Origin of the sequence: Streptomyces narbonensis, from assembly GCF_014649015.1 — a bacterium.
GTDB classification, from domain to species: Bacteria; Actinomycetota; Actinomycetes; order Streptomycetales; family Streptomycetaceae; genus Streptomyces; species Streptomyces narbonensis.
The window spans coordinates 100518-114266 of the sequence record NZ_BMSF01000009.1 but is presented as its reverse complement, the minus strand read 5'-3'; the positions used below and the strand labels follow the sequence as shown (position 1 = coordinate 114266).

The window sequence follows — 13749 nt, the reverse complement described above, 5'->3', positions numbered from 1 at the left end:
GGAGCCGGAGTCGGACGTCGGGGCCTCGGGGAGTCACTGGGCGTTCCTCGTACGGGCGTAGTGGCGGCGGGCGCGGTCGCGGTTGCCGCAGTCGCCCGAGCTGCACCATCGCCGGGTGCCGCTGCGGCTGCGGTCGAGGAAGAACCACCCGCAGCCGGGTCCACCGCAGCGCCGGATCCGTTCGAGGCCCGGGCCGCCGAGCAGTGCCTCGGCCTGGAGCGCGAGGGCGTGACCCAGATCGGCGAGCCGCTCCGTGCCGGGCTGCCAGCGCAGGGGGAACGCCGGCGGCAGCTCCGCGTGCTCGCGGGCCCGAAGCATCACCTGACGGAGTTCGCTCCACTCCGTGGGTGGCGGGGGCTCGCCTGCGGTGAGCGAGTCCAGGACCGGCCAGAGCAGGGCGCGGAGGTGTCGCAGCTCGGACAGCTCGCGCTGCGTCTCCTCCGTCCCGGCCCCTGCCGACGCCTCTTGGAGCCCGGCCGACTGCTGCGGGGTGAGCAGCCCGGCGGCGACCGCCCATCTCGCCCAGGCCGTGGCGCCCTGGATCCGCTCGGCGCGGCGGTCGGGGTCCGTCCGCCAGGCGACGGTGTTGGCGAAGTCCAGCACCGGATGCCCGCCCATGAGCGTCACGCCCGCGCCCGCTTCGGGGGCGTCGGGTCCGCGCTTCTCCACGTTCTCCACTGTCACCCCGCCAGTGTAGCCACCTAACGGGCTTAACGACTTATGCCTGTTAGGTTGTGGGCCATGAACAACTCCCTGCCGACGCCGCCGGGCGTCGCCACCCCCCGAGAGCGCTTCCGCTCCGGACTCGCGGTCGGGTCGGGACTGGCGGCCGCCTCGTTCCTGCTCGCCACCAGCTTCGGCGCGCTGACACAGGCACAGGGCTGGGGCACCCTCGCGCCGATCCTGTGCTCCGTGGTCGTCTTCTCCGGCTCCGCGCAGTTCGCCCTGGTGGCGGCCCTGGGGACGGGCGGGGGCGTGGCCTCGGCGGTCACCGCCGCGGCCCTCATCAACAGCCGCTTCCTCCCCATGGGCATGGCCGTCGCCGGCGACCTGCGCGGCGGCCGACTGCGCAGGGCCCTGGAAGGCCAGGCAGTGGTGGACGGTTCCTGGGCGGCGGCGCACCTCGGCGGGGGACGGTTCGACCGGTACGTGCTCTTCGGCGCTACCGCGATCCAGTGGCCGGCCTGGGTCGCCGGGACCGCGCTCGGCGTCGCCGTCGCCCCCGAACCGGAGCTCATGCACAGGCTGGGGCTGGACGTCATCACACCCGCCCTGCTCGTGACGTTCCTGATCGACGAGCTCCGCAAGGAGCGGGCCAACCGGTTGCCGGCCCTGCTCGGCGCGGTCATCGCGGCGGCGCTGATACTGGTCCTGCCCACAGGACCGGCCTTGATCGGCGCGGCGGCCGCAGCCCTCGTCGCGCTCGCCGGACCCGCCCCGAAGACGCCTGCCCGGGCCGCCGACGCCGACTCCGCCCACCAGGCCGACGCCGACTCCGCCGCCGAGGTGACCGGATGAGCCTCTGGATCGCCATCGGCGCCATCGCCCTGATCAGCTTCGCCTTCAAGGCCATCGGGCCCGCGGTCCTGGGTGGCCGCGAACTGCCCGGGCGCACCCGGTCCGTGCTCGCGCTCGTGGCACCGGCCCTGCTCGCCGGCTTCATCGTGACGGCCCTCGCCGGACCGGGCTGGAGCGCCCTGGACCTCACCCTGTTCGCCGGCCTCGCGACCGTGGCCGTCCTCCGCCACTTCCGGGCACCGCTGCCGGTGACCCTCCTGGGAGCAGTGGCCGTCACCGCGCTCCTCCGCCTCTGGACCTCATGACTCGGGCCGTGCGCAGGCCGCCCGACATGGTGAAGTGGCCGCAACCGACCAGAAGGAATCAGGCATGCAGTTCGTACTCGACCCGCCCCGCGGAGTGGCCCCCGTCCGGCTGGGGATGACGCTCGACGAAGCGGTCGCCGCGGTGTCCGGGTGGGGCCGGCCACGGGTGTACCGGGCCGACGCGGTACGCGACTTCGACCTGGTCTCCACCGAGTACCACGGCATCGGGTTCCAGGCGGCCATGGAGCGCGACCACCGTGTCACCGCCGTCACCGTGTGGGGACCCGACGAGGACGAGGCCCTGGACGTACAGGTCCTGCTGGACGGCCTGGACGTCTTCCGCACCCCGGCCGACGAGATCCTCGCGCACGCCGCGCGAAACGGCCGGCGCATCGACAACGAGGACCCGGAAGCCCCGTACGTCCCCGGAGTCACCCTGGCCTTCACCCGGACGACCTCCCAGAACGTCCCACGGGACGCGACGGGCCTCCCGACCCACTTCACCTCGGTGCTCGTCGCCGACGAGAACTACCGGACCGCCGAACCACTCGGCGCGGCCGGCGAATCAGGAGCATGACGGCACCGGCATGGACGCCTGCACCGACACCGACACCGACACCGACACCGACACCGACACCGACACCGACACCTGCATCGGCACCGGCACCGGCACCCGTGGTGGTCCTCAGCGGAACTCGTGGATCACCTGGATCTCGCCGACGATGTGCGCGTTGAGGTCGTCCAGCTCCTCGGCCGGGACCCAGAGCTCGAGAATCGTCCGTCCGCCGGCCTGCTGGACGGGATACCGGCGCAGGAACTCCGAGTCGACCTCGAACCGGGTGACGAACCCCGCGCCGTCGTGCTTCACGTTCCAGTCCCGGGCGATCCTGATCGCGTAGTCCTCGTCGAGGACCGGGTAGAAGATCGGCTGCTCGGGCAGACGCGGCGGCCACGCACGCCAGTTCAGCCCGCGGACGAGGTCAAGCTCGGCCGGGCCGGTGGGGCGCCACAGGGTGGTCGTCGCCTGGCGGCTGGTCATGCGCGTCGCTCTCTCTCGGCAGGGGCGGCCGAAGGTTCGGCCGACAGGGACCCCGGACGATAGCCGCGCCGCAGACCCGCAGCCACCGGTTTCCGTCGCCGGCCGGTCGAACGGGCATGTGCGCCGGCCCGGCGGGGGAGTCCCGTCGGGCCGGGGTCGGGGTGGTCGGTGTCAGCAGGCGTCGACCCAGAGGTGGGAGCCGATCCGGTCGTTCACGGGCTCGCCCTGGCCCTCGCCCGGGCCGAAGAACCTCAGGCCGTGGGCGCCGAGGTCGGGAATGGAGTGGCCCTGGTGGAGGCAGACCCACGAGCCGCTCCAGGAGGTGCCGCGGAAGAGCTTGACGTCCTCGGCACGTCCGGGGAAGCCGTTGTTCCAGATGTCCGAGACCTTGTCCCGGCAGCCGGCCCAGTTGCCGTTGGGCCCGCTCCACTTGCAGTGGAATCCGCCTGCGTGCGGGTGCTCCCAGGCGTAGAGAAAGCCGTCCGGTGCGGGAACCGCCGCCGGTGCGGCGGCCGCCTCGGTCCCGGGGGCGGCGGCCCGGGCGTCGGCCACCGGGGCGGTCGGCAGGGTGAGGGCCGCGGCGGTGAGTGCCGTCGCGAGGGCGCGCTTGATACGCATGGTGTGTCTCCTTCTGGGGGGGTCGCCGTACCGCCGTTCGCGGCGCGGGCGTTGGGGGCCGCCGTGGTGCACGGGGCACGCGGCGGAGTCTTGGGGGGAGCGGCGGGCGGTCAGGCCCGCTCGTCGGCGCCGACGACCCGGTGGGCCCGGGTCAGCGCCGCCGACCTCAGGCGCTCCCGCGTCTCGATGTCCGCGCGGTACTCGTCGGCCAGCAGCCGGCCGTGGTGCGCGTCGAGGTCCCGGGCCGTGCGGGTCAGTCCCGATTCCCCGCCGCACCGCACCTCGGTCAGGGCGAGGGCCACCTCGCGGTCCTTGCCCAGGGGGCGTACGGGGGAGAGCGCGGCGGCCCTGGCGTCGGCCGGCGCCGCGAACGCGTGTCCGGCGCGCCGCATGCACTCCCGCCACGCACCGAGCCGTCCCCGGTAGCCGGGGTCGGTCACGACACGGCCACGGCGGATCTGGACCAGCGCGTCCACCCGGGTCGATGCCCGGAACCAGGCGCCGAGGTCTCCGTAGAGACCCCTCTGGGACTCCGCGACGCAGCCCCGGTCGCTGCGCCGCACGCTTCCGCCGCCCGGGAGGGTGACGGTCAGTCCGGTGGGCGAGGTGCCGTTGGCGGCGGCGAGCGCCGCGGCCTTCCGGTCCGCCGGCAGCGCGGCGAAGTAGGCGCGGTTCGGGTCGTTCGCGGCGCGGGCGTCCCGCTCCCGGCGCAGCTCGGAGCCGTAGCCGTGGCGTCGGGCCCGGTCCGCGTCGTCGAGGACGTACACGAAGGCCGTGGCCCCGGAGTCCTCGTCGAGCGGGAACACCTCGTACGTGAATCCGTGCCGCCGCATGCAGTCGCGCAGCAGCCGCTGTTCGGCGTCGTGGAGGAGCCGGTCGCCCGCGGTGACCGCCCCCGTGGAAGCGGTGCGTACGGGAGGCGGGCGTTCGCCGGCGGGTGGTCGAGCGAGGCCGGCCGGCAGGGTCGTGGCGAGGGCGAGGGCGAGGGCGAGGGCGAGGGCGAGGGTGGCGCCGGTGACCGCCACGGCCGTGACGAGTGAGGTGCGGCGGACAGGGCTGTGCCGGGGCATGGGGAATCTCCTGCGGTGGTCGAGGACGAGCGAAGCGACGACGAGACCTGGGCATGGGACCCGTGGAGGCGGGAGTCAGGAGGCGTCTACGGCATCCGTGCGGTGCGTGGCTCCGACGTACGGCGCGGGGGCGCACCGGGCGGGGCACCCGCCCCGGGTGCCGCTGTCGAGCGGCGTCCCGGTCGGACAACGGAAGTCTGCGGCGGGCGGGAAGCCGTCCGCAACCGTGTCCCGGCCACTTCGCCGAAGTCGGGATCCCCACCCTCCTGACCTGCGGTAACTCGCTTGTCCCGGGACAGGAACGACGCCGGGACACGGCTCGGACCGGCGCAACGTGACGGGCGTCGCGTCGTTCTCGTGGTGTGCCGACCGCCGGCACCGACGCCGTCCGCGGGCGGCGGACCGGCCAGAACCGAGGGAGCGGATCCGTGGACCACCGGAACGAGCAAGGGGACGGACCTCCCCACGGCGCGGACGCGACATGCCGCAGAGAAGACCTGCCGACCGCCCGGGCCCAGGAGCGGGCGCGGGAGCGCGAACCCGAACGGGCACGGGAACGGGCCGCCTTCCGCCGGGGGTTCGTCGCGACCCTGGCGCTGGGCGGGGCCGCCTGCCTCGCCGCGCTCGCCGCCGGCGGCGCGGGCACCCCCGTGACGACCCCGCCGCGCGTGGAGGTCCTCGCCCCCGGAGCCGTACCGCCCGTCCTCGCCCCGGCCGCGGCCCGGGTGCCCGTGCCGGCCGTGCCGCCCACGCGGCCCGCGCCCGTGCTCGACCAGGACTTCGCCGACCCGGACGTCGTGCGGGTCGGCCGCGTCTACCACGCCTACGCCACCAACGCCCACGGCAGGAACATCCAGCACGCCACCTCCACCGACCTGGTCCGCTGGACGGTCGACGCCACGGACGTGCTGCCCGAGGTGGGTGCGTGGGTCACGCTCGATCCGCCGGGCCACGTCTGGGCGCCGGAGGTCTTCGACAACGGCGACGGATTCACGCTCCACTACACGGCCCGCGACCGGGCCGGCGGACGCCAGTGCATCGGCGTCGCGCTCGCGGACTCGCCCGGCGGCCCGTTCCGGCCGGCCGGCGACGGCCCGCTGGTCTGCCCGACCGATCAGGGCGGCGCGATCGACGCGTCGAGCTACACCGAGGACGGCGTCCGCCACCTCCTCTGGAAGAGCGACGGCAACTGCTGCGGACTGGACACCTGGCTCCACCTCCAGCCCGTCTCGTGGGACGGCACCCGCGTCACCGGCGCCCCCGTCCGGCTCGTCAAGCAGGACGACCCCCACAACTGGGAGCAGGGCCTCGTCGAAGCGCCCACGCTTGTCAAGCGGGACGGGCGTTACGTCCTCCTCTTCTCGGGCGGCGACTACCGCACCAACGGGTACGCGACGGGCTGGGCGACCTCCGCCGCCCTCACCGGGCCGTATGTGAAGGGCGACGGCCCTTTCATGACCACGGAGTCCTTCGCCGGGGCGATCGGCGGGCCGGGCGGCCAGGACGTCGTGACCGGCCCCGGCGGCCAGGACCGCGTCCTCTTCCACGGCCGTGGCGCCGACGGCTCACGACGGGTGCTGTACGCCGCCGACCTGGGCTTCGCCGACGGCGGCCGTCCGGTCGTGCGCGGCAGCAGGACGGCGTACGAGGCGGAGCTCGCCCAGGTGCACCTGGCGTCCGTCCGCGCGGCGCGGGACGCCTGGGGCGGCCGGGCCGTCGGGCACATCGACGAGCCCGGCAGCTTCGTGGAGTTCCGGGTCTTCGCCGCCTCTCCGGGCCGTCACACGATGAGCGTGCGCTATGGCAACGGCTCGTTGGACGCCTCGGACGCACCGGCCGCGGCCTCGCACGGCCTGACGGTCAACGGCACGGCCGCGGGGGCCGTCGACTACCCGTACACCGGGTGGGACGAGTGGCGTTCGACCGAGGTCCCGGTGGACCTGCGGGCGGGGTGGAACACCCTCCGACTCACGAAGGGCGAGCGTTACGCGGAGCTCGACGCCGTGGAAGTGGCGTAGCCCCGACCCGTGACCGTGCCGCGACCGTCGCTGTCGCTGTCGCTGCCACCGTCCGGCTCAGGCCCACTTCTGACGCGTCGTCCCGTCGCAGGGCGCCACCCGCAGACCGCCCGCGCTGTCGGCCAGACAGCTGCGGGCGGTGGTGCTCCGGATCTCGACGGCCACGTCGTCCCGTGCGCTGACGGTCCACCGCTGCGACGCGGCCTGGCCGCAGGGCGTCGTCGACAGTCCGCCGGGGAGGTGGTCGAGGCACTCGCCCGTCGCGTGGTTCCTGAGCTGGGCGCTGCCGTCGGGTGCCGTGCGGACGGTCCAGCGCTGGTACGACATGCCGTTGCACGCGAAGGACCGGGTGCCCTGGTCGAGACTGTCGTCGAGGCAGGCACCCGTCGCGCGGCTCACGAAGATCCTGGGACTGTTCGAGGAGTCGGCCGCGCCCTGCACGCCGTGGGTGCCGGGCGGGGCGTCGCCGCCGGAGGACGGAGGGGCATGCGGCTGCACGAGCACGGTGCTCAGGGCCCCGATGATCAGGCCGATCACGGCCCCGGCGAGGGCCCAGACGGTACGGCTGCCCCGACGGGTCCCGGCTGGAGGCGCGGTGACGGGCGCTTCGCCGGGAGTTGGCTCGGCCGGGACCGGGTCGGCCGGGGCCGGTTCGCTCTGCACCGGAGCGCCTTCGCTCCCGCTGACGATCGGTCCTTCCCGGACCGGTTCACCCTGGACCGGTTCACCCGGGACCGGTTCACCCTGGACCGGTTCACCCGGGACCCGGTCACCCGGGGCACGTCCACCTTGGGCCGGCTCGCCGTGCCCCTGTTCGCCGGGGGCCGGTTCACCGTCCGTGGCCCGCTGCCGCCGGACCGGCTTGCGCTGGCCGCGGTCGGCGGCCTGCCACAGGAGCCGGTACTCGGAGGGGTCGCCGCCCAGCGCCTCGCACAGGTCCCGCACCGTCGCCCACGGGGGAACGGTGGTGCCGAGGAAGTAGCGGGACAGAGACGAGTCGCTGATGCGCACGCTCGTCTCAAGGTCCCGCAGTGTGCGTCCCGAGCGTCGCTGGAGGTCGCGCAGCGCCCTGCCCAGCGCGCGCGCCGGGTCCTGGTCGTCAGCCCGGTCGGCAGCCATGGTGGCGCCCTTCGCAGGGGGGGCAAATGGTGTTCGAGCAGGTCAGAAGCGTAGGGCGCGGCGGATCTTGGTGGCAAACAGGAACACTCTCCCGGTGGACTCCTGCCGTCCGGGTTGACGCGCGGGCCCCGTGCGCCTCAGGTGTCCGCCGGGCCGAAGCACTCCTCGGGCGCGCACTCCCGGCCCTCCTCCGTACGGACGCGGGTCAGGGCGAGGGCGCGGTTGCGGCCGGTGTGGGCGGCGGGTCCGGCGACGATGACGACGCCCTCGTCCTCGGTGTGGAGGACGAGGCCGGGTGTCCCGGCGTAGGTGCGGCGGGTGACCTCGGCCGCGAGGATCTCCAGTCGGCGGCCGTGGTGGTGGGTGTAGGCGGCCGGGTAGGCCTCGCGCCGGGAAGCGACGAAGGGCGCGATGGACTCCGCCGGAAGCGACCAGTCGATCCGGCCGTCCTCGACGTTACGGGTCCGCGGGGACGTGTCGGGGCCCTGCTCACGGGGGCGGCGGGTGGCGGTCGTTCGTTCGTGGACGACTCCGGCCGGTTCCGGTTCGAGATGGCGGTGGACGCGACGTAAGAGGGAGCCCAGTTGCTCGCGTTCCGCCGGGCTGAGCGGGGCGAGGATGTCGTCGTCCGCCGACGCGATGTCCGCGCTGAGTTCGGCCAGTGCGGACCTGCCCTCGTCCGTGAGCCTCACGACGACGCGGCGCCGGTCGACGGTGTCGCGGACGCAGTCGACGTGCCCGGCCCGGTCCAGGTCGTTGACGATCTTCACGAGGTCGCTGGCGTTCATGTCGAGCCGGGTGGCCAGGGCCGTCTTCATCTGCGGGCCGAGGTCGCCGAGCAGTGCCATCACGGTGAGGTGCCAGAGGCGGAGCCCGCGTGCGGTCAGTCGGTCGGTCAGGCGCCGGCGCGCGGCCTTGCCGATCGCCGTGAGGAGGTAGGCGTGGAGGTCGAGGACGCTCGGCGGTGTCATGCGCGTCGCCGGCGTCGTGGAGGGAGGGGCGGCGGGGGGTGCGGCCGGGGGCTCGCTCGGGAGATTGCCGAGGGCCAGTCCGGAATCGGAGAGTGCCGCGAGGACCCGTGCCCAGTCGGTCGGTACGTTCGAGATGGCGACGAAGGCGAAGCGCTCGCCTTCCGGGTCCTGTGCCGTCCCCGAGACGACCGGCTGCTCCATCGAGTGATCCTTGGGTTAGGTGAACCTAATATTCGTCCGCTGACGCACCCCGGGACCGTCCGGGGCACGTCAGCGGTTATGCCGGGCTATGCCGGGCCGTGGCTTGGCGCGGCAGGGCGCAGTTCCAGGGTGCAGCACTTGACGCTGCCGCCCGCCTTGAGGAGTTCCGAGAGGTCCACGCCGATGGGGTGGAAGCCCCGATCGCGCAACTGCTCGGTCAGGCCTGTGGCGTTGTGCGGCAGGACGACGTTGTGGCCGTCCGAGGTCGCGTTGAGTCCGAAGACGGCCGCGTCCTCGGCCGTGGCGATGACGGCGTCCGGGAACAGGCGCCGGAGCACGGCGAGGCTGCCCGGTGAGAAGGCCGCCGGGTAGTACGCGATCGTCTGCTCGTCGAGCACCGTGAGTGCGGTGTCGAGGTGGTAGTAGTCCGGGTCCACGAGCGTCAGCCCGATGACGGGGCGGCCGAAGAACTCCTGCGCCTCGTCGTGGGAGCGCGGGTCGCTGCGGAAGCCCGTACCGGCGAGCAGCCACTCGCCGGCCAACAGGTAGTCGCCCTCGCCCTCGTTGACGACGTTGGCGGTGCGGAGATCCGGGAATCCGTTGTCGCGCAGCCAGTCGTGGTAGGCGGGGCCCTCCGCGATGCGCTCGGCGTCGCGGAACCTCGCGACGAGCGCGCGGCCGTCGATCACGGTGGCGCCGTTGGCGGCGAAGACCATGTCGGGGAGGCCGGGGAGGGGGTCGATCGTGTCGACGGTGTGCCCGAGGCTCAGGTAGACCTCGCGCAGCTTCTCCCACTGGGTGATGGCCAGTTGGGTGTCGACGGGCTTCGCCGGGTCCATCCAGGGGTTGATGGAGTAGACCACGTCGAAGTGGGTGGGCCGGCACATGAGGTAGTGCCGAGGCCGTGCGGTACGCATGGAAGGGGTCCTCGTGGTCGGGGGACAGGGGTCAGGGGCGGCCGGTGAGGTAGCCGCCCATGGAGGTGAAGTACTCGGAGGCCGCCAACTCGCGGCCGTCGTCGGTCCGTACGCGGGTGACGGCGAGTCCGTGGTTGCGGCCCGTGCGGGCGTCCGCGCCGGCGACGATGACGACGCCGTCGCCCTCGCGGTAGAAGATCCGGCCGGGCGTTCCGCCGTATCGGCCCGTGGAGACGACCGCGGAGAGGATCTCCAGGCGCCGGCCGCGATGGAAGGTGAAGGCTGCCGGATACGGTTCGGACTGGGCGCGTACCAGGCGCTCCAGGACCTCGGCGGGCCAGCTCCAGTCGATCCGGATGTCCTCCTCGGCCCGCTTGTGGAAGAAGGTGGCCTGGGACCGGTCCTGTGGCGTGAACTCGGTCTGCCCGGAGGCGATCAGGTCGAGGGCGCCGATGGTGACCGGGGCGATGAGGTCGACCGTCTTGTGGAAGAGGTCCGTCGCCGTGTCGGTCGGCTCCACGGCCACCGACTCCTGCCGGACGATGTCGCCGGCGTCGAGCACCTCGTCCATCATGTGTGCGGTGACGCCCACTTCGGGCTCGCCGTTGATCAACGCCCAGATGAGGGGCGAGAATCCGGCGTACTTCGGCAGCAGCGAGTCGTGGACGTTGAGCGTGCCGTGGCGCGGCAGGGTGTAGATGCGCGGCGGGATCCACGTACGCCAGTTGTTGGCCACGATGATGTCCGGATCCGCCTCCTTGAGGCGCTCGAACAGCTCCTCGTCGTCGGGCCGGTTGCGGATGACGACGGGGACGCCGTGCTCCGCCGCCAGATCGGCGACCGAGTCGCTCCAGATCTTCTCGTAGGCGTGCTCGCTCTTGGGGTGCGTCACGACCAACACCACGTCGTGCTCGGAGTCCAGGAGCGCTCGGAGGGTCCGATGGCCCCAGGTCTGATAACCGAACATGACGACCCGCATGGGCTTCCTCCTCGGAAGAGCGATTGATCGACGCCAGTAAAGCAAGGCTTACCTAACATGACAACTGGGCCGTGATTCAAGGCTGTTCAGGGCCATTTCTTCACCATCGTTCGCAGTTGCCCGTCGACAGGCACCGTCAGATCAGGTTAGCTTTACCTAAGTTCGACTCGGGTCGCCGTCTCCGGTGTGCCCCGATGGCCTGTTCCCGTTCCACGCCCCCCACAGGCGGCACGCACGATGGGAGTGACATGTCTCAGGTTCTTCCTGGCGACACACCTCTGGTCCACGACCTCATTGGAATCGGCTTCGGGCCGTCCAACGTGGCCATGGCGTTGGCGCTCAGCGAGCACAACGCACAGGTCGACAGGGAGGAGGCGGTGACCGCGCACTTCTTCGAGCGGCAGCCGTCCTTCGGCTGGCACCGCGGCATGCTGATCGACGACGCGACCATGCAGGTGTCCTTCCTCAAGGACCTCGTGACGCTGCGGAACCCGGCCAGCGAGTACAGCTTCCTCTGCTACCTGCAGAGCAAGGGCCGGCTGATCGACTTCGTCAACCACAAGAACCTCTTCCCGCTGCGCGTGGAGTTCCACGACTACTTCGAGTGGGCGGCGGCGAAGGTCGACGACATGGTCTCGTACGGCCACGAGATCATCGCCGTCGAACCCGTCGTCCAGGACGGGGTGGTGGAGTACCTGGAGGTCACCGCCCGCGCCGGCACCGAGCTCGTCGTGCACCGCGCCCGCAACCTCGTCCTCGGCACCGGACTGCGCCCCCGCATGCCGGAGGGCATCGAGCGGAGCGAACGCGTCTGGCACAACTCCGACCTGCTGGCGAAGGTGGACGGGCTGGAGGGCACCGCCCCCGAGCGCTTCGTCGTCGTGGGCGCCGGGCAGAGCGCCGCGGAGAACGTGGCCTATCTGCACCGCCGTTTCCCCGACGCCGAGATCTGCGCCGTCTTCTCCCGCTACGGCTACAGCCCCGCCGACGACAGCGCCTTCGCCAATCGCATCTTCGACCCCGAGGCGGTCGACGAGTACTTCACCGCCCCCGAGGACATCAAGCGCAAGCTGATGGAGTACCACGGCAACACCAACTACTCCGTGGTGGACATCGACCTCATCGACGACCTGTACCGGCAGTCGTACCAGGAGAAGGTCCTCGGCACCGAGCGCCTCCGCTTCCTCAACATCTCCCGGCTCGTCGGCGTCGAGGACGGCCCTGACGGGGCCCGCGCCATCGTCAGGTCCCTGGTCAGCGGCGAGGAGACGACCCTCGACGCCGACGTGGTCGTGCTCGCCACCGGCTACAGCCCCGCGGACCCCCTCGGCCTCCTCGGTGACGTCGCCCGGAAGTGCCACCGCGACGAGCAGGGCCGCATCCGCGTCGAACGCGACTACCGCGTCGCCACCGACCCCGAACTGCGCTGCGGCATCTACCTCCAGGGCGGCACGGAGCACACCCACGGCATCACGTCCTCGCTGCTGTCCAACACCGCGATCAGGGTGGGGGAGATCCTCGAATCGGTCGTCGGCCACCGCCAGGCCTCCGCTGCCTCCGCCCCGGTGGCGGTCCCCGCGCCCGCCACGGCCCCGGCCGTGGGTGAGGGGCGCCCGGTCGTCGACGGCGTCGGCACGGCCCGCTAGGGGGTGTCTTGCCGATCAGACCCCGCTCCCTGATCCGACCTGATCGGCAAGACACCCCCTAGGGCCTCCGTCACACCTCTCGTACCTCTCCGCCGACCCCCCACGCGGCACCCGCCGCGCCTCCGCCGGGCCGAGCCATCGGCCCCGGCGGGCGCGGCAAGCACTGTGAATCCCCGTGAAAGGAAAGTCCGTGTCAACTGGTGCACGTCCCACCGCCCTCGTGCGGTTCGCCAGATCCGCTCCCCGTGTGGCCGTCCTCGCGGTGGCGGCCCTCGCGCTCGCCGCCTGTGGGGGCGGTACGGAGAAAACCGGGTCGTCCTCCTCGCCCTCCGCCCCGGCCTCGTCCGGCGGAGCGGACAAGCCCGCCGCGTTCCCCGTCACCGTCGCGCACAAGTACGGCAGCACGACGATCGACAAGGAGCCGAAGACGATCGTCACCCTCGGTCTCTCCGACCAGGACGCGGTGCTCGCGCTCGGCATCAAGCCGGCCGGCTCGGTCGACTGGTTCAAGGAGCAGCCGTACGGAAAGTGGCCCTGGACGAAGGACAAGTGGGGCTCCGTCAAGCCGGTGATCGTCGGTGAGCGCGACGAGTACAACATCGAGAAGATCGCTCAGCTGAAGCCGGACCTCGTCATCGCCCAGTACTCGGGGATGAAGAAGGAGCAGTACGACACGCTCTCCAAGTTCACCAAGGTCGTCGCCCAGCCCAAGGAGCACCCCGACTACGGGGCGCCGTGGCAGGTCATGACCCGGCAGATCGGCAAGGCCCTCGGCAAGGACGCCGAGACCGAGAAGCTGATCGCCGACATCGGCACCCGCTTCAAGGCCGTCCGCGAGAAGCACCCCGAGTTCGCGACGAAGACGCTGGCCGTCGCCGACTCCTTCGAGGCCGGAAAGTACTCTGCCTTCACCAAGACCGACCCCAAGGCGATCTTCTTCTCCGAGCTCGGCTTCAAGCTGAAGCCCGAGATCGACGGCCTGGCCAAGCCCGGCTGGAACGTCGCCGAACTCAGCGCCGAGAAGCTGAACATCCTCGACGTCGACCGGCTGGTCTGGGTGACCTCCAGCACCGAGGCCAACGACCGCATCAAGGCCGAGCCGCTCTACAAGAAGCTGAAGGTCAACCAGGAGAAGCGCGACCTGTTCGTGCCCTACCAGGACCCGGACATCGGCGCCGCGTTCTCCTTCAACACCGTCCTGTCGATCCCGTACGCCATCGACGAGATCGAGCCGCTGCTCGCGGCCGTGAAGTGACGACACGCCACTGACGCACCGTCAGGGAGCGTCGACCGACCGACGGCGTGGCGGTCCGCCACGCCGTCGAGTCGCGCCCGGGACCACCCCCAC

14 protein-coding genes are annotated in these 13749 nt (G+C 72.1%); 6 read left to right on the top strand and 8 right to left on the bottom strand.

The genetic code is table 11. The features are described 5' to 3' along the window. Positions 1 to 33: 33 nt before the first annotated feature. Positions 34 to 684, bottom strand: coding sequence for a CGNR zinc finger domain-containing protein (locus IE124_RS18735; protein ID WP_229832579.1), 651 nt, complete (start codon positions 682 to 684; stop codon positions 34 to 36). 57 nt (positions 685 to 741) lie between these two features. Between IE124_RS18735 and IE124_RS18730 the strand changes: the two genes are divergently transcribed. The 3 genes from IE124_RS18730 to IE124_RS18720 all read left to right on the top strand — a co-directional run bounded on the left by IE124_RS18730 (position 742) and on the right by IE124_RS18720 (position 2400). Continuing rightward, entirely contained in the window at positions 742 to 1518 is a 777-nt protein-coding gene (locus IE124_RS18730) for an AzlC family ABC transporter permease (protein WP_189508914.1), read from the top strand. After that, positions 1515 to 1823, top strand: a complete 309-nt coding sequence (locus IE124_RS18725) for an AzlD domain-containing protein (RefSeq protein ID WP_189508912.1) — start codon at positions 1515 to 1517, stop codon at positions 1821 to 1823. The genes IE124_RS18730 and IE124_RS18725 overlap by 4 nt, the downstream gene beginning before the upstream one ends. A 64-nt stretch (positions 1824 to 1887) precedes the next feature. Further along, positions 1888 to 2400 carry a hypothetical protein gene (locus IE124_RS18720; RefSeq protein WP_189508910.1) on the top strand — a complete coding sequence of 171 codons (513 nt, stop codon included), beginning with the start codon at positions 1888 to 1890 and terminating at the stop codon, positions 2398 to 2400. Positions 2401 to 2508: 108 nt separating this feature from the next. Here IE124_RS18720 and IE124_RS18715 read toward each other — a convergent pair whose 3' ends face one another. The 3 genes from IE124_RS18715 to IE124_RS18705 form a co-directional block, all read right to left on the bottom strand. Next, positions 2509 to 2862, bottom strand: coding sequence for a hypothetical protein (locus IE124_RS18715; RefSeq protein ID WP_189508908.1), 354 nt, complete (start codon positions 2860 to 2862; stop codon positions 2509 to 2511). 171 nt (positions 2863 to 3033) lie between these two features. Beyond that, positions 3034 to 3480, bottom strand: a complete 447-nt coding sequence (locus IE124_RS18710) for a peptidase inhibitor family I36 protein (protein WP_189508907.1) — start codon at positions 3478 to 3480, stop codon at positions 3034 to 3036. A gap of 110 nt (positions 3481 to 3590) precedes the next feature. Then, positions 3591 to 4550: a hypothetical protein gene (locus tag IE124_RS18705; protein ID WP_189508906.1), complete on the bottom strand. Its 960-nt coding sequence runs from the start codon at positions 4548 to 4550 to the stop codon at positions 3591 to 3593. Between the two features lie 428 nt (positions 4551 to 4978). Between IE124_RS18705 and IE124_RS18700 the strand changes: the two genes are divergently transcribed. After that, positions 4979 to 6568, top strand: coding sequence for a family 43 glycosylhydrolase (locus IE124_RS18700; RefSeq protein ID WP_229832578.1), 1590 nt, complete (start codon positions 4979 to 4981; stop codon positions 6566 to 6568). Between the two features lie 57 nt (positions 6569 to 6625). Here IE124_RS18700 and IE124_RS18695 read toward each other — a convergent pair whose 3' ends face one another. From IE124_RS18695 to IE124_RS18680, 4 genes are all read right to left on the bottom strand, one after another. Then, positions 6626 to 7687: a helix-turn-helix domain-containing protein gene (locus IE124_RS18695; protein ID WP_189508905.1), complete on the bottom strand. Its 1062-nt coding sequence runs from the start codon at positions 7685 to 7687 to the stop codon at positions 6626 to 6628. Between the two features lie 137 nt (positions 7688 to 7824). Then, positions 7825 to 8859 (bottom strand): winged helix DNA-binding protein, encoded by a 1035-nt coding sequence (locus IE124_RS34950; RefSeq protein WP_229832575.1) that lies wholly within the window; start codon positions 8857 to 8859, stop codon positions 7825 to 7827. A gap of 86 nt (positions 8860 to 8945) precedes the next feature. Further along, entirely contained in the window at positions 8946 to 9776 is an 831-nt protein-coding gene (gene ddaH, locus IE124_RS18685) for a dimethylargininase (RefSeq protein ID WP_189508904.1), read from the bottom strand. Positions 9777 to 9807: 31 nt separating this feature from the next. After that, positions 9808 to 10755, bottom strand: a complete 948-nt coding sequence (locus IE124_RS18680) for a methionyl-tRNA formyltransferase (RefSeq protein ID WP_189508903.1) — start codon at positions 10753 to 10755, stop codon at positions 9808 to 9810. A 248-nt stretch (positions 10756 to 11003) separates the two neighbouring features. Here IE124_RS18680 and IE124_RS18675 point away from each other — a divergent pair, with 248 nt between their 5' ends. Continuing rightward, complete coding sequence (locus IE124_RS18675) at positions 11004 to 12401, top strand: lysine N(6)-hydroxylase/L-ornithine N(5)-oxygenase family protein (protein WP_189508902.1); 1398 nt, start codon at positions 11004 to 11006, stop codon at positions 12399 to 12401. Positions 12402 to 12591: 190 nt separating this feature from the next. Further along, a complete protein-coding gene (locus tag IE124_RS18670) occupies positions 12592 to 13656 on the top strand; it encodes an iron-siderophore ABC transporter substrate-binding protein (protein ID WP_229832573.1) in 1065 nt (354 codons plus the stop codon). The last annotated feature ends 93 nt before the right edge of the window (positions 13657 to 13749 follow it).